The 20823-nt window shown below is 46.4% G+C and carries 17 protein-coding genes and 1 tRNA gene; 10 read left to right on the top strand and 8 right to left on the bottom strand.

Features of this window, described 5'->3' with window-relative positions:
- Positions 1–449: 449 nt before the first annotated feature.
- The 3 genes from NNC77_RS13670 to NNC77_RS13660 form a co-directional block, all read right to left on the bottom strand.
- A complete protein-coding gene (locus NNC77_RS13670; RefSeq protein ID WP_022120729.1) occupies positions 450–779 on the bottom strand; it encodes a heavy-metal-associated domain-containing protein in 330 nt (109 codons plus the stop codon).
- Between the two features lie 44 nt (positions 780–823).
- Entirely contained in the window at positions 824–2947 is a 2124-nt protein-coding gene (locus NNC77_RS13665) for a TonB-dependent receptor plug domain-containing protein (protein WP_254971425.1), read from the bottom strand.
- A gap of 165 nt (positions 2948–3112) precedes the next feature.
- Complete coding sequence (locus NNC77_RS13660; RefSeq protein WP_254971424.1) at positions 3113–3526, bottom strand: hypothetical protein; 414 nt, start codon at positions 3524–3526, stop codon at positions 3113–3115.
- Between the two features lie 394 nt (positions 3527–3920).
- Between NNC77_RS13660 and NNC77_RS13655 the strand changes: the two genes are divergently transcribed.
- The 3 genes from NNC77_RS13655 (at position 3921) to NNC77_RS13645 (ending at position 8667) form a co-directional block, all read left to right on the top strand.
- Positions 3921–5240 (top strand): ATP-binding protein, encoded by a 1320-nt coding sequence (locus NNC77_RS13655; protein WP_117693774.1) that lies wholly within the window; start codon positions 3921–3923, stop codon positions 5238–5240.
- Positions 5241–5323: 83 nt separating this feature from the next.
- Entirely contained in the window at positions 5324–6463 is a 1140-nt protein-coding gene (locus NNC77_RS13650) for an MFS transporter (protein ID WP_117728933.1), read from the top strand.
- Positions 6464–6528: 65 nt separating this feature from the next.
- On the top strand, positions 6529–8667 hold the full coding sequence (locus NNC77_RS13645) for a M3 family metallopeptidase (protein ID WP_254971430.1): 2139 nt from the start codon (positions 6529–6531) through the stop codon (positions 8665–8667).
- Between the two features lie 65 nt (positions 8668–8732).
- Here NNC77_RS13645 and NNC77_RS13640 read toward each other — a convergent pair whose 3' ends face one another.
- Genes NNC77_RS13640 through NNC77_RS13625 form a run of 4 tightly spaced genes read right to left on the bottom strand, consistent with a single transcriptional unit; the run spans position 8733 to position 12982 of the window.
- Positions 8733–9731, bottom strand: a complete 999-nt coding sequence (locus NNC77_RS13640) for a thioredoxin-like domain-containing protein (RefSeq protein WP_254971422.1) — start codon at positions 9729–9731, stop codon at positions 8733–8735.
- 56 nt (positions 9732–9787) lie between these two features.
- Positions 9788–11281, bottom strand: coding sequence for an MBOAT family O-acyltransferase (locus NNC77_RS13635; protein WP_254971421.1), 1494 nt, complete (start codon positions 11279–11281; stop codon positions 9788–9790).
- Between the two features lie 37 nt (positions 11282–11318).
- The gene (locus NNC77_RS13630; protein WP_254971420.1) at positions 11319–12263 is read right to left on the bottom strand and encodes a hypothetical protein; all 945 of its coding nucleotides are present in this window, start codon (positions 12261–12263) and stop codon (positions 11319–11321) included.
- Positions 12264–12316: 53 nt separating this feature from the next.
- On the bottom strand, positions 12317–12982 hold the full coding sequence (locus NNC77_RS13625) for a SprT-like domain-containing protein (protein ID WP_006847093.1): 666 nt from the start codon (positions 12980–12982) through the stop codon (positions 12317–12319).
- 137 nt (positions 12983–13119) lie between these two features.
- On the opposite strand from NNC77_RS13625, the gene potA reads away from it, so the two are divergent.
- The 5 genes from potA (at position 13120) to NNC77_RS13600 (ending at position 17802) form a co-directional block, all read left to right on the top strand.
- Complete coding sequence (potA, locus tag NNC77_RS13620) at positions 13120–14523, top strand: polyamine ABC transporter ATP-binding protein (protein ID WP_254971418.1); 1404 nt, start codon at positions 13120–13122, stop codon at positions 14521–14523.
- Between the two features lie 31 nt (positions 14524–14554).
- Complete coding sequence (locus tag NNC77_RS13615; protein ID WP_254971416.1) at positions 14555–15340, top strand: ABC transporter permease; 786 nt, start codon at positions 14555–14557, stop codon at positions 15338–15340.
- A 23-nt stretch (positions 15341–15363) separates the two neighbouring features.
- Positions 15364–16158, top strand: a complete 795-nt coding sequence (locus NNC77_RS13610) for an ABC transporter permease (RefSeq protein WP_118201306.1) — start codon at positions 15364–15366, stop codon at positions 16156–16158.
- Between the two features lie 80 nt (positions 16159–16238).
- Positions 16239–17546, top strand: a complete 1308-nt coding sequence (locus tag NNC77_RS13605; protein ID WP_254971428.1) for an ABC transporter substrate-binding protein — start codon at positions 16239–16241, stop codon at positions 17544–17546.
- Between the two features lie 174 nt (positions 17547–17720).
- A tRNA-Tyr gene (locus NNC77_RS13600) sits at positions 17721–17802 on the top strand.
- A gap of 103 nt (positions 17803–17905) precedes the next feature.
- On the opposite strand, the gene NNC77_RS13595 is transcribed toward NNC77_RS13600, so the two are convergent.
- On the bottom strand, positions 17906–19438 hold the full coding sequence (locus NNC77_RS13595; RefSeq protein ID WP_118154224.1) for an ATP-dependent DNA helicase: 1533 nt from the start codon (positions 19436–19438) through the stop codon (positions 17906–17908).
- Between the two features lie 77 nt (positions 19439–19515).
- On the opposite strand from NNC77_RS13595, the gene NNC77_RS13590 reads away from it, so the two are divergent.
- Positions 19516–19995 (top strand): hypothetical protein, encoded by a 480-nt coding sequence (locus NNC77_RS13590; RefSeq protein WP_117586237.1) that lies wholly within the window; start codon positions 19516–19518, stop codon positions 19993–19995.
- Positions 19996–20000: 5 nt separating this feature from the next.
- Positions 20001–20810, top strand: a complete 810-nt coding sequence (locus NNC77_RS13585; protein WP_118154248.1) for a DUF3822 family protein — start codon at positions 20001–20003, stop codon at positions 20808–20810.
- Positions 20811–20823: the final 13 nt, after the last annotated feature.

Below are 20823 nucleotides of genomic sequence, written 5' to 3'. Positions count from 1 at the left end.
TATTTTAAATATGCGTGCAAAGATACAAAATCAAATCGAATACACTACAAAAAGTCCGTAAACTTTTGAGTATTAATAACTTATTTAATAATCGTCTCGTTTTAACGGGACACTAGTGATATATAATATAAAATAATTACTTACAATTTATAACCATGAAAAAGGTAACTATCGCGAAAAAAACTGAATACTGAATACTGAATAACCTTTTGGCATTATAAGCCCTTGGGATGATAGCAATCAGCAAGTCCATCATAACCCTTGCCAAAAAACGGCATAAAGCAGAGATTATTTTCGTGAAATATAAACATTTAAAACAGGCCTTTCTTTTTCAAGTGGACTAAGTTATAGAAATATGATGTTCTTTGGAAGACAAAACGAAATAAAAGAATTGGCTCTGGAGAGATTGTCCATGGATAGACAACCTCTCTTAACCAAAGCAGCAGGAATTACATCAAGTCACACTTCTCCCCAGTGTTCTTCTCAACCTTCTCGCCATCTTTCAGGATGCGAGCCTTATAGCCAAACTTCTCAAAACCTTTCTGGAGTTTCTCTGGGGTTGTCTTGTCGGCATTATACTGTACTGTGACTGTCTGGTCTGGCACAGAAGTCTCAATGCTCTTGATTCCCTTCTCAAAGCGAAGGTTGCTCTTGATCTTATTCTCACAAGCCGCACAGTGCATCTGTGGGGTTGTGGTGAACACTACGGTCTTGATGTCCTTGGCAAAGGTTACCATTGCCACCATCATCATTGTGAACATTACTAAAATCTTCTTCATAACTTTTCTATTTGCTTTAATCATTCAACTTTAAACATTTTCAATTAAAAGTGTACCCTCACTCCTGCGTAGAACATCCTGCCCTCTACAGGTCCCCAAACCAAGGTTGGCTCGAAATCGCTTCCCCATGGATTGCTGGCACCATAGATAGGAGTTTTCTGCTTGAAACCAGTCAGGTTCTCGCCTCCCACATAGATACTCCAATGGCGGAACCATCTCGTAACCTGCGCACTCACTTGCCCGAAGCTATGGAAACGAGGAGACCATGACTGGCTTCCATCTGCCAACTGGTAAGGCTCAGGATTTCTGCCTCCACCATTCAACTGCACGGTGGCATCAAATTGCCATAGGCCAAGTGGAGTCTTATAGGAAGCCGTGAAGAGCGCCTTATACTTGCTGGTCAATGGCTTTTCTTTCAAGGTTTTGCCATAATCGTAGGTACACTTCACATCGTTCAGGCGATAAGCCGCTGTTATCTCCAAGCCCTTCAGCAATGGATAAGAGGCATCTATCTGGAAGGTGTGCGAATAAGACTTGCCTATCAAATTATAGATGGAGATAAGCCCCTTGTTGGCATCATAATCCACCACCGCTTGATTCTTGAAGTCGGTATAGTAATACTCAGCGTTCAGTTTCAGTGTCTTGCCAAACATCGGGATGTAGAAAGCGGTACTCAGTCCATAGTTCCAAGCCTCCTCTTGCTTAAGTCCATCCCCCGTAATCTGAAACTCCCTGCCACTCGCCAAGAGATAGTTGTACTCTGCCAAGCCAAATACCGTGCGATAGCCCTTACCTGCTGACAGGCGGATGCTGATGGCATCGACAGGCGAATACTTCACGTGGAAACGAGGGGTGAAGAAGCTGCCATAAAGCGAACTATGGTCGAAACGGACACCTGCCATCGCTGTCAACTTCGTGCCTAACGTATAGGTGTATTGGGCGTATGCTCCTGGAGTCGTCTCCTTCTCGTTCATTCTCTGCATCTCCGACAAAAGGTAAGGAGAATCTTCTTGCCCTACTGTCGGTCTTGGAGAAATGTTCACATTGGCGCGCTGTCCCAGGTAATCATGGTTGGCGCTCAAACCTACCGACAAATTGTGCTGATGAGTAAAATTGGTCTCAAATATCAGCGAGCCATAGAGATTCTTCTCATTGAGGTCGTAGAACCTGTTGCCATACTGGGCATCGAGCTGGTGCATCGAAGCTGAGGACATGAAGGCAATATTGGTACCATGCTCGTGATTGAGGATGAAGGCATGTTTCATATAACCCTCATAACGGTTGGTATGGAGCTTGATTCGATAAATATCATCACTATGAACATGTTCCTCATCCTGCCCACTGGTACGAATCTCCTTCAAAGCCCCAAGTCCACCATGAAAGATGTAGTGCTTGCCTTTATACAGCCAACGGTTCTGTACATTATATTGTTCTCTGCCTGGCATATCATAGAAACCATCGCCATTGTCATCATGGTTTTTGAGGATATTCTCATGATGCAACAATATCTCCGTTGCCCACTTATCCGACAGATGAACGTTGGCATCGGCGTTTGCTTCGATTCGGCTCTTGGTATCACCAAAGAGGTTTACCTCCACCTGTTGCTCATCCTCTGGCTTCAAGTAATCCACATTGATTTGACCTGTAATCGACTCATAGCCATTCTTCACCGAAGCACTACCCTTGGATACTTGAATGCCTTTCATCCAAGGTCCCGGCACATAGCCCAGGGCGTAAGGGATGGCTGCACCACGGAAATTCGGCAGATTCTCGGTGAGCATCTGTACGTAAGTGCCCGAAAGACCGAGGAGTTTGATTTGTCTTGCGCCCGTCGTGGCATCATTATAAGCCACATCCACCGAAGGGTTGGTCGTAAAACTCTCGCCCAGGTTGCAACAAGCCGCCTTGAAGAGCTCATCCTTGTTCACGGCGATGCCATTCACGGCACCAGCCAATCGGGAAGTGCCCGACTTACGAGCCACCACCTTCACCTCCTGCAAGGTCTCGTCCTTGAAAATGGAATCCTGAGAGGAGGAATCTACAGAGTTATTTTCTACAGAATTATTATATGATGATGACAGAGACACAACCTCTGTCTTATTGTTTTTTGCATAAGTCTCAGCACCAATAACCAGCAAGGCACTGAGCAATATATATCTTGAATACATAAATATATTTCCTTTTATCCGAATCTTAAATCTTCGCTCCGGATGATTTTACCATTTTATATATGTATGCAACCCTAAGATTTTACTGATAGGGATAGGCATACGACAATCTTGGCTGCAAAAGTACAGAAAAACTTTTGCAACCTATTTGCAAATATGGAAAAATCAAATAATCAGGAAGTTAAGGAGGGCAAGATAAGCCCTTGGAGGCGAATGCGGAACATTCAGATTCCAATATCTTGCCTTCTGAATGCTACAGATAACAGGACGAGGCAACGTCTGCCAAAGGGCTGGCGCGATGCCTGCAAACACTGGTGCTGCATCGAAATCCAAGTGTTGGATAGAGACCGTAGGCGATAGTTTTACCAGCTCCACTTCCATGCAATGTTTGTTCACCTGTGCGCCCAGCTTGCCTAGGCAACAATCATGGTGCATGCTACGTTTCACGCAACAGTCAGTCACCATACCCACCATCACCTTGTCATAGTGAAGGCAGTGCATGACGGTAGTACCCACGCTCAAGTAAACCACCATGAGCGAGAGCATCAAAGCCATCAATATGTTGAGCGAACGTTTCATACCTATTTTTTGCACCTTTCTTTTCTCAAGTTGCAAAATTAAGCATTTCCATCAGAATATGAAGCTAATACCCCCATAAATTAATTACCTTTAACGGTTTTTCTTTTTTGCAAGTCTCTTATATTTTATTTTCAGGGACTCCTAACCCCTCTTTTTTCTGCATTCATACCTTATTATATAGAGTTATTGTCAATTCTGACAACTCCATCATTTTTACTTTCGAAACCGCCATTTCGGGAAAACAAGAAGTACACAAACAAATAAAAAAACTTAAATTAGCAAACAAACAAGCTGATATTCAGGTATTTTTATTACCTTTGCATTCGAAACCGCCATTTCCGAAACAGCGGTTTCGAAAAACAACACCAAAAAGAAACTGTAAAATTATAGAAATATGAAGTTCTTTGGAAGACAAAACGAAATAAAAGAATTGCAAGAGATAAGAAATCTATCTTTGCAAACGGCCCGTTTTACAATCGTAACCGGACGCCGACGTAGCGGTAAGACATCCTTATTGATAAAAGCATACGAGGATGTTCAGGATATGCTGTATTTCTTTGTTGCGAGAAAATCAGAAGCAGAACTCTGCAGAGATTTTATCGAAGAGATGACGAGCAAACTTCAGCTTCCTATTCTCGGTGAAGTAACACGCTTTGCTGACATCTTTAAATATCTGCTTCAACTATCCAAGATTCGCCCTATCACTCTCATCATTGATGAGTTTCAGGATTTCAAGCGGGTTAATCCATCTATCTTTTCAGATATGCAAAAGATATGGGATCTAAACAAACAGGAAGCTCACATCAATCTCGTGGTTTGCGGTTCTGTTTATTCACTTATGAACATCATCTTTAAAAATAACAAGCAACCACTTTATGGCAGGCAGACAGGAGAAATAAAAGTCACTCCATTTCCCCCTTCTGTCATTAAGGAAATTCTCTCTACATATAATTCTGCCTATACCAATGATGACCTACTGGCTCTCTACAGTTATACAGGCGGAGTAGCAGAATATGTAGAAATGATGATGGATGCAGGAGCCACGACCAAGGAACAGATGACAGAGCGGTTTATTGCAAAAAACTCTTATTTCATCTACGAAGGAAAAAATATGCTGATAGAAGAATTTGGCAAAGACTATGCCCGCTATTTCGAGATACTGCAACTTATCGCTTCAGGCTACACAACTCGAGGTGAAATAGAAAGCATCATGAAAATAGAACTTTCGGGCTATCTCACCAAACTGGAGAACGACTATAGCCTGATCTCCCGTTATATACCGATGTTCCAAAAGACCAATCGCAACATTCGCTATCAGATAGAAGACAACTTCCTTCGCGTCTGGTTTCGCTACATCTACAAATATGGATACATGATAGAGGTTGGCGCCAATAAAAAACTAAAAATGGTCATGGATAAGAGCTACACCACATACACCGGCAAGGTTCTGGAAAGATATTTTATTGCCAAGATGATAGAGAGCGAAGAATATACCCAGATAGCCTCCTGGTGGGACAGAAAGGGAGAGAATGAAATCGATATTATCGCTGCCGATGAACTGGAGCAGAAGGTTATTTTTTATGAGGTAAAACGCCAAGCTAAGGATATAAATCTCGGCATTTTAAAAGATAAAGCCGAGCATTTCTTCCAGGCTACAGGAAAATTCAAGAAATTCGATATCGGATACCAAGGATTGTCGATGGAGGATATGTAAAAAAGGCTTAAGAAATTGTCTTACAAAGACATAAAATAAGAGAGAAACTATTTTTTAAGGATAATATTGACTCATAAGAACAAATGAAAAAAGGACTATTTGCACTCGCGCTGGGTACCTTTACCTTGGGCATCGCTGAATTCATCATCGAGGGCATCATCACAGACATCGCCCACAACATGAACGTTTCCATCCCAGAAGCAGGACATCTCATCTCCATCTATGCACTCGGCGTCTGCGCCGGAGCTTTCTCGCTGATTCTCATGCATAAATACAGACCCAAGAATATCCTGATGTTCCTGGCTTCGCTCATCACTTTCGGAGCTGTCATTGCCTCTGTAGCACCTAACTACTGGCTCTTGCTCTGCGCCCGCTTTATAGAAGGTCTGCCTCATGGTGCCTACTTCGGAACGGGTACCATCGTGGCGGTGAAGATTGCCAAAGAGGGTAAGGGAACCAATGCCGTGGCGATGATGTGCGCAGGTATGCCGGTGGCTAACCTGCTGGGTGTGCCGGTGGGAACCTTCCTGAGTCACATGTTCAGCTGGCGAGTACCTTTTGTCAGCTGTATCGTGCTCGGACTCATCACCTTATACATGATTCACAGATGGGTTCCAGATGTAGAAGCACTGCCAAACAACGGTATGAAGGCACAGTTCCATTTCCTCCGCAACAAGGCTCCTTGGCTCATCATCGCAGCCACCTTCCTGGGCAATGGCGGCATCCTCTGCTGGTTCAGTTATATCTCGCCGCTGCTTCAGATGGAGGGCGGATTCAGCGCAGCCAGCATCTCTCTGCTGATGATTCTTGCAGGCGGCGGAATGGTAGTAGGCAATCAGGTGAGTGCCTTGCTTGCCGACCGCTTCAAGCCGGGTCGCTTTACCTGTTATCTCCAGTTCCTGGCGGCGGCTGCACTTCTGCTCACCTTCTTCCTCGCCCCTTTCGGCTGGGTATCTGTGGTGCTGATGTTCATCTGCTGCGCCTGTCTTTTCGGCATCGGATCGCCTGAGCAATTCCTCATCGTGAAGCATGCCAAGGGTGGCGAAATGCTGGGCGGCTGCTGCATTCAGGGCGCCTTCAATCTGGGTAACGCCATGGGAGCTTTCCTCGGTGGTATTCCTGTTGCGATGGGATTAGGATACAACTTCCCTGCCCTTATCGGTGTGCCGATGGCATTGGCAGGAGCCATCTGTCTGCTGATTTTCCATAAGAAATATGAATAAAAATGCGATAATCCGAAATAAATGATTATCTTTGCAAACGAATTTCAAATAAACAAAGAAACATGATGAAACTTAACAAGGCTTTCCTTACCCTGGGCTTGGCCGCAGCACTCCTGCAGATGCCAGCCTCATCGTTCGCACAGACTGCGGGCGGTAACCGTCAGAATCCTCTTTTAACAAAGAGCAGTCTTCCATTCGGTGCTCCTGACTTCAGCAAGATTCAGGAGAGCGACTACCTGCCTGCCATCGAAGCGGCTATCAAAGAGCAGCGTGCCAACATCCAGAAGATTGTAAACAACAAGAAGAAGCCTAACTTCCAGAACACCATCCTCGCCTATGAGGAGAGCGGTGCGCTGCTCGAAAAGGTGACTAACATCTTCTTTGGTCTCACCAGTGCCCACAAGACTCCGGGCATCGCCGAAACCGAAAAGAAGGCTACCCCATTGCTGACCGAACTCGACAATGAGATTTCGTTCAACAAGAAACTCTTCGAGCGCATCAAGTATGTTTACGACAACGAATATAAGAAACTCAAGGGCGAAGACAAGCGCCTTACTGAGGTTATCTATAAGAGTTTTGTACGTTCAGGCGCCCTCCTTTCTGCCGAGAAGATGGAGCGCATGAAGCAGATCAACTCCCGCATCTCAGAATTACAGCAGGAATGGGGCAATATTCTTCCTGCCGCTACCAACAACGCCGTGGTTTGGGTGAACAGCAAGGAAGAGCTCGCCGGATTGAGCGATGCAGACATTGCCCAATGCAAGAAAGATGCTGAGAGCCGCGGAGGCAAGGCACCTTACTGCATCGTCATCATCAACACCACCCAGCAGCCTATCCTCACCAATCTCCAGAACCGCGAACTGCGCAAGAAGGTGTATATGGCAAGCATCCACCGTGCCGACGGAACCAATCCTGATTTCAACACCTTCCCTATCGTAACCGAGATTGCCAAGTTGCGTGCCGAGAAGGGCAAGCTGATGGGATATGACAACTATGCCGACTATTCGCTCGAAAAGACGATGGCTAAGAACAGCAAGAATGTGGATGATTTCCTGAAGCAGCTCATCAAGGAATATGCTCCTAAGGCTGATGCTGAAACCAAGGCGATAGAAGCGTATGCCCAGAAGACGGAGGGCAAGGACTTCAAGCTGCAGCCATACGACCGATTCTATTATTCTGCGAAGATGAAGAAGGAGATGCTCAACATTACCGATGATGAGATCAAACCATACTTCAACATCGACAGCGTACAGGTGAATGGTGTGTTCTATGCCGCCCATCGTGTTTACGGACTGAACTTCAAGCAGCGCAAGGATATCCCAACCTATCACCCAGACATGAAGGTATTCGAGGTGAGCGACAAGAACGGCAAGCCAATCGCCCTCTTCTACAGCGATTACTTCCGCCGTCCTACCAAGCGTGGCGGTGCATGGATGAGCGCCTTTGCCAAGCAGAGCAAGCAGCGCGGCCAGTTGCCTATTATATATAATGTATGCAACAACGCCAAGGCACCGGAGGGGCAGCCATCTCTCATCACATGGGATGAGGTTACTACCCTGTTCCATGAGTTCGGTCATGCGCTTCACGGAATCCTTTCCGACTGCAAGTACAATACCCTTTCAGGAACAGCCGTTGCCCGCGATTTCGTAGAGATGCCATCCCAGTTTAACGAATCGTTTGCTTCTATTCCTGAGATATTCGACCATTACGCCCGTCATACCGAGACCGGTGCTACGATGCCAGCCGACCTGAAGGAGCGCATGCTGAAGAGCATCAGCTTCCAGACCGCATATTCACTGGGCGAGAACCTGGCTGCAACCTGTCTTGACCTTGCCTGGCACAAGATTAGCGAAGAAGAGGTGCCTTCACCTTATATGGCAGGCGCCTTCGAGAAGGAAGAGCTCCACAACATCGGTTTGCTCAACACCCAGATTCCTCCTCGCTACAGCACATCATACTTCAACCATGTATGGGGCGGCGGTTATGCTGCAGGCTATTACAGCTATCTCTGGACAGAGGTGCTGGCTGTGAACATCGCCGACTACTTTGCAAAGCATGGTGCCTTGGATCCAGCCGTTGGTCAGGCATTCCGCGATAAGATTCTGAGCCGTGGCAACACCAAGGACCAGATGGAAATGTTTACCGACTTTACAGGTATGGAGAAGCCAGATGCTTCCGGATTCCTGAAAGCAAGAGGTTTGTAATGCATAAAAATACAATATGAAACAGGTAGAGGGTGTGTCATAAGTTAATGACACACCCTCTTTCTTTATCCTTTAATAGCCTGAGGTGTCCAGCTCTTCAGGAATCTGAGCACCTTTTCTTCGTTATATCCCTTACCTTCTTCCAGGAAACTGGAATCCTGGATATGGAGAACCTTTCCGGTTTCATCAAGCACCACAAAGACCGGAAATCCGAAACGCTGAGGATTGTTCAGTCGTTTCATCAGCTGCTCAGCCTTCTTCACCGCCGCATCACCGGCAGTTTTTCTGCGATTGTAGTTCACATGAATATATTCAAAATGATCATTCACCATCTTGTTGACCGCAGCATCCTTCTCTACAAAATCGGCAAACTTCAAGCACCATGGACACCAGTTACCGCCTACCTGACAGATAACAAACTTGCCATTCTTCTTGGCTTTAGCCAAAGCCTCATCAATCTGAGCCATCGGATCGATGCTTTCATTATACACCTTCTTGAGAGCAGTCTGCACCTGAGCAGGTTTCAAAGCTCCAGCCTGGTCGAGCGAATCCAGTTTCTTCATCATCTCCTCCGCCTTCACGGTAGAGAATGCAACCTTACCTTCCGGATTGATCAGATAAGAGGTAGGAATCCACGAAATGTGATAATCCTTGGAAATCGTTGTTTCCTTCCATTTCTTAAACTCACAGTATTGCAACCAGCTATACTGATTATCGCCCAGATATTTCTTCATCTTCGCCTCATCGGTATCAAAAGAAACACCCACTACCTGGATCTTGGTATTGTATTTGTCATAGATAGCCTTCACCATCGGCATGTCTCTTCTGCAGTCTGGACACCAGGAAGCCCAGAAATCGAGCACGGTCCAGACACCCGGAACCGTCTTTCCGTCTTTATCCTTCTGAGTCTTCTTATCTGAAAGCTGGAAGATTTTCTTACCCGTCTTACTGTCAGTAATCGTGAAGTCGGGAGCCTCGGTACCTACTGGCAGCAAGTCAAGCGATGTCTGTGCTCTACCGACGACAGTCGTCATCAGGAGCAAAAAGAATAATAGTTTCTTCATACAATTTTTCTGTTTTGTCTGTTACTTCAAATATATATTAATATTAACCATCGAAACTAGAACTGATAATAAATGAACGGCTGCACACTCTCCTGAGAAACCTCCACCACCATCTGCAGACAGATGATGAAGAGCAGCAGTTTAGCCACCCAAGGCAGAAGGATGAACCGCGCCTGAAGACGGTGATACTGGCGCTCTGTAAAGAGATAGCTCAGCATGACACCGATAATGCAAAGCGTCCAGGCAGGACGGGCATGGAAGAAAGGCACCAGATAATCGATACTGAAATCATTTGCCACCTTATCATACATCTTCCCCAACACACCCAAATCCTTGGCACGGAAGAACGACCAAGCAAAGCATATATATAAATAGGTGATGAGCCAGCTGAGGGAATTGCCTGCCAGCGTACGGGGAATGCTTATGCCCAACTGACGGCTGAAGAACTTATGCACCACAAGTCCGAAACCATGAAGAGCACCCCAGATGACGAACATCCAGGAAGAGCCATGCCACAAACCTGCCACCAGCATGGTGAGGAAATTGTTGAAATACATGCACACCTTTCCCTTCCGGTTTCCACCCAGCGGAATATACACATAATCGCGGAACCAGAAGGAAAGCGAGATGTGCCAGCGACGCCAGAACTCGGTAACCGAGAGTGAGCGGTAAGGGAAATAGAAGTTGTCGGGCAGATAGAAACCCAGAATGGCTGCCACACCGATACTCATATCGCTGTATCCCGAGAAATCGAGGAAAATCTGAACAGGATAGCCGAAGAGCGCTGCCAGATTCTCGAAACCCGAAAAGGTTTGCGGCGCATCAAACACCCAGTTGTTAAACTGTGCAATATAATCGCTCAGCATATTCTTCTTGACCAGTCCCAGCATAATGAGGAAGAGTCCTGTCCACAACATTCTGCTGGAAGCCTGTTCGTTTCGTTTCAGTCTGGGTATCAGGTTGGCGGCACGGGTGATAGGACCCGCCATCAGCAGCGGAAAGAAGGTGAGATAGAAGCAATACTCCAGGAGCGTTACCTCCATGTCAAACTTACGCTTATAGGTATCTACCGCATAGCTGATAGCCTGGAAGGTATAGAACGAGATACCTACAGGCAGAGCGATAGACTGCAGGGAGAAGTTGGTGCTGAACATCTCGTTGACTACATCGCCAATGATGAAATTGGTATATTTGAAATAGCACAGCAGAGCCAGGTCTACAAGCACCACGAAGGTGAGCAGCGCCTTGCGCGCCTTCCCCTCATGCAGTCTCATTTCCTGGGTTACGGCATAATTGATGCAAGCCGTAAGCGGCAGCATCCACATCACCATTCCGTTCACCTTATAGGCAAAGAAAAGGCTGAAGCAGATGACATACATCATCATGGCTGTGCGCGAATAGCTCTTGAGCAGGGTATAAATGGCAAGGAAGAAGATGAAGAGCAGCGCAAACGGAATGCCGCCCATCATCAGCGGAGAATCTGCCTGATAAACAAACAGCCGCTCTATCCAATGCCACAAGGCACTTATTTCGAATGTTGAATAATTCATTTGTCTGTTCTGAAGATATTATTTATTGAACTCTTTCTTATACGGAGTCTTTATGGTTTACATGCTTTACCGCTGGAACCGTCTTGTCAGCAGCAGCCGGAGACGTTTTTCCAGCAGTTGCAGGTTCCTTGGTTGCAGCAGGACTTTCTGTGGTTTCAGGCACAGTTCCCTCTACAGGCATAGAAAGAGAATCCTTCTTCATAGCCGTGTTGTCTGCCCTATGTTTGGTTCCAAGAGGCAAGATGGTAATCTGTCTGTATCTGCGGTCACGCTTATCCGGCTTTTCCAATCGGAACGGATGCACACAATGACCGCTATTCATCCATTCTACAATCTTATCCATCCACATGGCAGATGAAGTCATAGTCGGATGCCGTCCGTCTTTCTGACGTTCGAAGGTAAGTTTGTAGCTAGGATAATAGCCTCGTGGTCCCATCACCTCACGGAGAAGTTTGTTATATCCATTATCCTCACACCAGTTTGGCGGACCGATCCATATCGTCGGAATATTACCAATCTTGCTCAGGATGGCACGGATGCGTTTTTCACATCCCTTCATATCAGACGTATACAGTTCGTTGCTGCCCAGACATACAAAGACATGGGTAGGTTTGATACGTTGGATATAATGCTGCAGGGTATCGGTAGCAGCCCAGTTTCTGGTGCCCGAACTCACCCAGGTAATACAGGTGAGTTTATGACCGTTCTTGTTGGCATAATCAGCCAGTCGCAGACCGAGATATTCCGACATCGAGTCACCGAAGATCAGTACTCGCTGCGCCGCCGTATCCACGGGTTCCTTTATCATGCTGTCAGCCTTTTCCTCTTCAGCAAGCTCTGCCTCGCTTTTACCGGTAAGCGCATCCATTCCAATCTGTTTCAGCGGAATGTTTTCAGCCACTTGCTCTGGAATAAAGGCATAAGCCAGCAGTCCTCCAATGGCTATTGCCAGCAGGGCTATCATTTTCCAGGTTTCTTTCATTTTATATTTTTAATGAGTTTTGGTTATTCTTTTTCTTATACATTCGCCCGACATTACAGCTGAAAGGGAGTGAGCACATTAAGCAACTTTCCGAAATCGGCCTTCGAGATGCGCCTTCCTCTCAAACTGCGCACCTGCGGATAGTCTTCGAAATAGTTCTCCATCGTAGTATACCACTGATGGGAAACCACTTCCCTGACCGTCTTCAGTTGATTTTCGATGCGACGGGCAAAACTCGGATTCACTCTCGAGAGATAATGTCTTCCATCATTCATTTCGATGGCAAGCATCAGATAGATTTGCGGTCCCTTCTTCTCTTTCCTGCTTCTTACGGTTTCACTTACTTTCCAGCCCTTGGTGGATGTCGATACTCTGATATCCCAGCCATACTGGCTGTTGAGCTTATCCATCAGTCCCTTGAACACAACCCCGTGAGCCGAAGTATCTTTCAGTCCCGTATAACCGATGATGTAATGTATCATCTCGTGGAGCAAGACACTCTTTGCCTGCTTGTCGGTCATATCATAATAAGTAGACATGGAGAGTTTGAAATCGTAGAGTTTGGTGCGTCCCCATCTGGAGGCCCGCTTATAGGCAAGTTGCCCCAAGCGAGTCTTGGCATGAGTAAGTCCGAGTTCAGGAACAGGCAGTTTTCCCCCGAAATATTCCTGGTCAAACCGTCTGAACCACTCCTCCATCCATTCTATTGTAACAATCATGTATGTATATTTATTCAACAATTATTCAGTTCTGTATATCAGATACTACAAAACGTTTGCAAAGATACAACTTTTTCTTTGTTTCTTTCAATATTTATCGAAAAATGCGTAACTTTGCACGCAAATTTACAACAAAAATGAACAAGACAGCACAACATATCATAGATATTAAGAATGTGTCGAAAAGATTTGGCGAGAAAACAGCCCTCAACAACATCAATCTCTATGTGAGAAAGGGCGAATTTATGACCATTCTGGGTCCTTCGGGATGCGGAAAAACGACATTATTGAGACTTTTGGCAGGGTTTGAAACCGCCAGCGAAGGCATCATCACCATCGCCGGCAACGATATTACTAACCTTCCTCCTTACAAGCGAAATGTAAACACGGTATTCCAGAAATACGCTCTGTTCCCTCATCTCAACGTTTACGACAATATCGCCTTCGGTTTGAAGCTCAAGCACACACCGAAGGAAGAGATTTTGCCGAAGGTAAAACGTGCCCTGAAGATGGTGAACATGAGTGATTATGAATATCGTGATGTCAACTCGCTTTCGGGCGGTCAGCAGCAGCGTATTGCCATCGCCCGTGCCATCGTCAACGAACCGGAAGTTCTTCTCCTGGACGAACCGCTTGCAGCACTCGACCTCAAGATGCGTAAAGACATGCAGCTGGAGCTGAAGCAGATGCACGAACGCCTGGGCATTACCTTCGTATACGTTACCCACGACCAGGAAGAGGCCCTCACCCTGAGCGACACCATCGTAGTGATGAGCGAGGGAGAGATACAGCAGATAGGTACACCAACCGATATCTACAACGAACCAGCCAATGCTTTTGTTGCTGACTTTATCGGCGAGAGCAATATTCTCTGCGGAACGATGGTCCACGACTGTCTGGTGAATGTGGCAGGTACTGAACTGCCTTGTGTAGACAAAGGCTTCGGCTGCAACCAGGAAGTGGATGTCGTGATACGTCCTGAGGATATAGAAGTTTCCACCGATACCGCCCACGCCCAGTTTGTGGGCAAGATAACCTCTTCTATCTTCAAGGGAGTACACTACGAGATGCTGGCAGAAACCGAGAAGGGCTACGAATTTCTCATCCAGAACTACAAGCATTTCGAAGTAGGTCAGACGATAGGAATGAGCGTGATACCCGACAATATTCACATCATGAAGAAGGAGCGCATCACCAACACCTTCGATGCAAAGATAAACGGCGACGGAGCGATAGAATTCCTGGGCTGCGAATACCAGATGGAGATTCCGGCAGAAATGAAGGACAAGATTCAGACCGATGAAAACGGAAACGAAACCATCCGGGTGAACGTACCTTTCAACAAGATAGAACTCTTCGACAACGAGAGCGAAGGAACCTTTACAGGCTACATCAGCTTCATTCTCTACAAGGGCGACCACTATCATCTCACCATCGATACCGACTGGGGCGAGAAGCTCTATGTAGATACACAGGATGTATGGGATTTAGGCGATCATGTGGCTATCACCATTCCTCAGGAGAATATTTCGTTTGAATAAAAATTATTAATTCCTAATTATCAATTATAAATTGAACATTATCAAGTTTATCTCTTCGCGACAAAGCTGGTCGATACCTTACGCCATCTTTGCAGCGATATTTGTGGTACTGCCATTGCTTCTCATCGTAGTGTTCGCATTTACCGATGAGAACGGAGCCCTGACGCTCTACAACTTCCAGAAGTTCCTGGCACACCCCGAAGCCATCAACACCTTTGTGTATTCGATAGGCATCGCCTTTCTCAACACCCTGCTCTGCATTCTGCTGGGCTATCCGGCCGCCTATATTCTGACACAAACCAGGATGAAGTATGCAAACACCATCGTCATGCTCTTCATTCTGCCGATGTGGGTAAACATCCTGGTGCGCACACTTGCCACCGTGGCCCTCTTCGATTTTGCCGACCTTCCGCTGGGTGAGGGCGCCCTCCTGTTCGGTATGGTCTACAACTTCATCCCATTCATGATTTACCCTATCTACAACACCCTGCAGAAGATGGACCGCAGCTATATCGAAGCAGCCGAAGACCTGGGAGCATCGCCTTGGCAGCAGTTCTTCAAGGTCATCCTGCCCCTCTCCATGCCGGGCGTAGCGAGTGGCATTCTGATGGTATTCATGCCAACCATCTCTACCTTCGCTATCTCCGAACTGCTGACGATGAACAACATCAAGCTCTTCGGTACCACCATCCAGGAGAACATCAACAATTCGATGTGGAACTACGGTGCAGCCCTCTCGCTCATCATGCTCTTCCTCATCGGCGCCTCTACCCTCATCGCAGGTGATGGCAATAAACAGGAAGGAGGTATCAGATGATACTGTCATTATTCAGTAAGGATATGATGAAGAAAGTATTCTGCCAAGGCTATCTCTGGTTGCTCCTGCTGCTACTCTACTCCCCTATCTTCATCATCATCATCTTCTCGTTTACCGAAGCCAAGGTGATGGGCAACTGGACGGGTTTCTCGCTGCAGCTCTACAAGAATCTCTTTGCCGAAGGTACACACCATTCGCTCACAGCGGCACTGGTCAATACCGTAACCATCGCCCTGATTACCGCAACCGTATCCACGCTCTTCGGAACCCTGACAGCCATCGGCATCTACAACCTGCGCAATCGCTATGCACGTAACGCCATACAGTTTGTCAACAACATTCCGATACTCAACGGCGACATCATCATCGGTATCTCGCTCTTCCTGCTCTTCATCACGCTGGGCATTCCGCAGGGGTATACTACCGTGGTACTCTCGCATATCACCTTCTGTCTGCCATACGTTATTCTGAGTGTGATGCCAAGACTGAAGCAGATGAATCCGAACCTCTATGAGGCGGCACTCGATCTGGGCGCCTCTCCGATGCAGGCACTTCGCAAGGTCATCATCCCAGAGATATTGCCGGGTATGATTTCCGGTTTCATGCTTGCCATCACGATGAGTATCGATGACTTCGCCGTCACCATCTTCACGATAGGTAACGAAGGTCTGGAAACCCTCTCCACATTCATCTATGCCGATGCCAGAAAGGGAGGACTGACCCCAGAACTTCGGCCGTTGAGTACCATCATCTTCGTACTGGTACTGGTGATGCTGATTATCATCAACAAACGTTCTGAAAAAAATAAGAAGAAATGAGAATGAAGAACAAGATATTATTAGGAGTCAGTGGAGTAAAAGGAGTTAAGACAATCGTCTTTCTCTTTCTTTGCCTGCTGATGATTCTGCCGCTCTCTTCCTGTTACAACAAAGAGAACCGCGAGGAGATTCTGAAGGTTTACAACTGGGCTGATTATATAGATGAAGACGTTCTTGCCAACTTCCCGAAATGGTATGAACAGCAGACCGGCAAGAAGATCCGGGTCATCTACCAGACCTTCGACATCAATGAGGTGATGCTTACCAAGATAGAGCGAGGTCATGAAGACTACGATGTGGTATGCCCGTCAGAATATATCATCGAGCGCATGCTCCGCAAAGACCTTCTCCTACCTATCGACACCGTCTTCGGCAAAACGCCCAACTATATCAGCAACGTATCACCATACATTGTTGAGCAGATAGATGCCACCTCCAACAATGGCCGCATCGCCCACCATTATGCCGTGCCTTACATGTGGGGAACCTGTGGCATTCTATATAATAAGGTACACGTACCTATAAGTGATACACAGACCTGGGGAACTTTATGGAACAGAAAATATCAGGGCAAACTCCTGATGAAGGATTCCTACCGCGACTCCTATGGCACCGCCCTCATCTGGGCACACCGTAAAGACCTGGAAACAGGCAAGGTGACCGTACCACAGCTGATGAACGACTATTCACCAGCTGCCGTAGCCACAGTAGAGAAAGAGCTGAAAGCTCTGAAGCCAAACATTGAAGGATGGGAAGCCGACTTCGGCAAGGAGACCATGACCAAAGGCAAAGCCTATCTCAACATGACCTGGAGCGGTGATGCCGTCTGGGCTATTGAAGAAGCCGGGAAAGTGGGTGTAGAACTGGGATATGAGGTACCGAAAGAAGGAAGCAATGTATGGTTCGACGGTTGGGTAATCCCTAAATATTCCCGCAATCCGAAGGCTGCCGCCTATTTCATCAACTATCTCTGTCAGGAAGACGTGGCACTCGCTAATATGGAGACTACAGGATATGTGAGTAGCGTGGCAGGCAAGAAGGTATTAGAAGCTATGAGCGATGCTGAGGCGTATCCCAAACCTGTAAATCTGGCCTACTTCTTTGGCGAGGAAGGCAGGAGTGCCCATCTCAACCCTATCATGTATCCAGACAGCAGCATAGTAGCCCGATGCGCCATGATTCATGATGCCGGCGATCATACTCCCGAGGTATTGGATATGTGGTCGAAGGTGAAGGGCGACAATCTGGGCGGCGGCATCGTTATCTTCCTGCTAGCCGTAGTCCTTGCCCTCACGGTATTCGTTGCCATCAAGAAGTATGAACATTACAAGCACAGAAGGCTGTCGAGGAAACACCGCAGAAGACATGTGGTAAAGGTAAAAGGGTAAAAAGGTAAAAAAGTAAAAGGGTAAAAAAGTAAAAGGGGGAAGAGAGGGGAAAAACCTATTTTATAGGGGAAAATGAACATTTTTTGAAGGAAAAGAGAAAAAAGTGCCGAAAAAATTTGGTAATATCAAATAAAAGCATTACCTTTGCACTCGCTTTTGAGATATAAAGTTTTTGGGTAGTTACCAGAGTGGCCAAATGGGGCAGACTGTAAATCTGCTGGCTATGCCTTCGGTGGTTCGAATCCATCACTACCCACTTTTCCCAAAAAATAACTCAAAAATTTAAGAGTCCGACTTTCGAAAGAGAGCCGGACTTTTTTTCTTTTCATATAAATCCTGAACAAAAGAAGAAGAGTAATTTACTCTCCTTCTACCTGCGTCTTTGGCCAATTCACCAGATATAGCATTTCGGTGGCTCGGGTAAATGCAGTATAGAGCCAGTGGATATAATCGGGAGTAAGCATATCATCCGTCATATAGCCCTGGTCTACATAAACATGCGACCACTGTCCGCCCTGCGCTTTATGACAGGTAACGGCATAGGCAAACTTCACTTGCAGAGCATTGAAATACGGATCCTGCCGGATTGCCTTCATACGGTCTGCCTTCAGTGGTATGTCCTGATAATCTTCCTCTATCTTATGGAAAAGCTGTTCCTGCTGATCATGGGTCAAAGCAGAAGCCTCACTCGTCAAGGTATCCAGCAATACCGTAGCCTCCAGTTCATAATTATCATAATCGGGAAATTTCAACAGAAGGGTGGCAAAATGAAAGCCGTAGAGGTCGATGCGACGGCTCACCTTCATCACCTTCGCCCTATCGCCATTAGCCAGGAAAGCAGGAATCTCATGACTTGGAACTTCGTTACTTTGAACTGTATGATTAGCTAAAGTATTAAATTTTTCACTCTTCACTTTTCGTTCTTCACTTAATTGCCTTTCCTTTATCTTCTTTCTTTCTTCCTCCATCCAATAATAATTGTTCTTCACAATCATCAGCATGTCGCCACTCTCCAGTTCCTCTTCCCTATCAAGCACCATGTTGCGGATGCCCTGGTTGAAGATGTTGGCGCGCTTGTTGCTACGAGTCACAACAATGGTATCGTCCAGTCCTACATGATGATAACTGTCGCCAAGAGCCTCGATGAGTTCTGCACCCGGCATCTCCCTGATATCCGAGAAACCGGAGAAACGGATTTTAGGCAGTTGGGTAATGTCATCGTGGGTAATCATCTGACGGATGCGGGTAGCATTAAAGAGAATACCCGACTGCTGACTCTGGCGGACTACCTCGTTCAAATCGCACTCATAAACCGACAGTCCATATCCCTGGAGCATCGCAGCAGAAAGGGCTGGTGATTCTTCCTCACCAACAGGAGGCAACTGTGCCTTATCGCCAATCAGCAAGAGGCGGTCGTTACGTCCCTGATACACAAAATGAATCAGATCATCTAGCAGACAACCGCTGCCAAAGGTGGTTCCGCCTAATCCCAGATTGGCAATCATCGAAGCCTCATCCACCATAAAAAGCGTATCAGTATAGAGATTATCATTGAGATTGAACTGTCCATCCACTCCGGCAAACGCCTTTTCGCGATAGATGCGGCGATGAATGGTATAGGCAGGCATCCCGCTGTTCTGAGAGAAAACCTTAGCCGCCCTACCCGTAGGAGCAAGGAGCATCACCTTCTGGCGAACAGCACGGAGCGTACGGACGATAGCACCCGAGAGCGACGTCTTACCGGTACCCGCACTACCCCGGAGAATCATCACAGCATGAGGATTACTATCCGTCATAAACTGCACGAAAACATCGAGCGCTTGAGCCTGTTCTGGGGTTGGCGGAAAGGCAAATTGCTGTAATATCTGATATTTTAACTCTTCAATGTTCATATTTCGAAAACTTTTAGTATCTTTGCAGAAAATTTACTGCACCTATTTGCAGTGCAAAAGTAATAATACTTTTTGAAATGAGAAAAAGAATAAAGAATAATTATATTTTGGGAGCATGCGTCATCATCATGATGCTACTCTGTATTCTGAGTGTAAGCCAGCCCATCCGCTTCCAGAAGGCCATGGCTAGCAGAGAAGCAGAGGTGAAGGAGAAACTGATGCAGATACGTCAGGCTGAAGAGAAATACAAGGCGAAACACGGCGTATATACAGGAGATTTTCCGACACTGGTAAAAGGCAAGTACTTACAGGAAGATGCTCAATACATTCCCTATGCCGACGGTAAGAAGTTTACACTTGCTGCCACGGTTATCGTAGGAAAAAGCGGTAAGCAGATTCCGGTGATGGAATGTGGGGCCGGTTATGAAACCTTCCTCGACGGACTCGATGAAGGTTCCATCCAGCAGAAGATAGAGGAGGCCAACTATGCCGGCAACTATCCCGGACTCAAGATAGGCGATTTAACGACAGATAATAACAACGCAGGTAATTGGTAACAGATATGCAAATAAAAGGTAACAACATTCAGCAAGCACGCCTCACCATCCGCGTGAGCAGAAACACCCTCAGTTTTTCGGTAGTTGACCGTGAAGCAGAGCATCAGCTCATCTATGAACCTTATACTGTAAAGAGTGGTGTTTCGATGGCAGCCAACTTGCGTCAGGCTTTCAAGGAGAGTACTCTCCTGCAGCGGGGATACCAGAAGGTACGCGTATATCTCGATTCGCCTATCCTGCTGGTTCCTATCGAAGAATTTCATGAAGAGGATATCGATGTACTCTATCTGCATGCCTTCAACAGTCATAACAGCGATGCCATTCTCTACAGAGTGCAGCCGGAACTGAATGCGGTAGCGGTATTCCCTATCAACAAGGATTTGAAGATGGTGGTAGAAGACAACTTTAAGGATGTTCGCTTCACACCTATCATGCAACCGATGTGGCACTATCTGCATCATCGCAGTTTCACCGGCATTCACCGCAAGCTCTATGTTTATTTCCACGACAAGAAACTGGACGTTTTCAGTTTCGAGAAGAACCGTTTCAAATTTTTCAACTCGTTCAATGCTGAGCATGCCAAGGATGCCCTCTATTTCATTCTCTATGTATGGAAGCAGTTAGGATTCAACCAGATGCAGGATGAGTTGCATGTATCAGGCAATGTTCCGGACAAGGACTGGTTCCTCTACAACACGAAACTCTACATCAAGAAGACCTTCATTCTGAATCCTGCCGCCGAATTCAACCGTGCGCCCATCACAGAGATTAAAGGTCTGCCATTCGATTTAATGGCACTGTACTTAAGTAAGTAAGACAAGAGTTGAT

The sequence above is a fragment of the Segatella copri genome, from assembly GCF_024330485.1.
GTDB lineage: Bacteria > Bacteroidota > Bacteroidia > Bacteroidales > Bacteroidaceae > Prevotella > Prevotella copri_L.
This window is presented reverse-complemented; position numbering and strand designations above follow the sequence as displayed.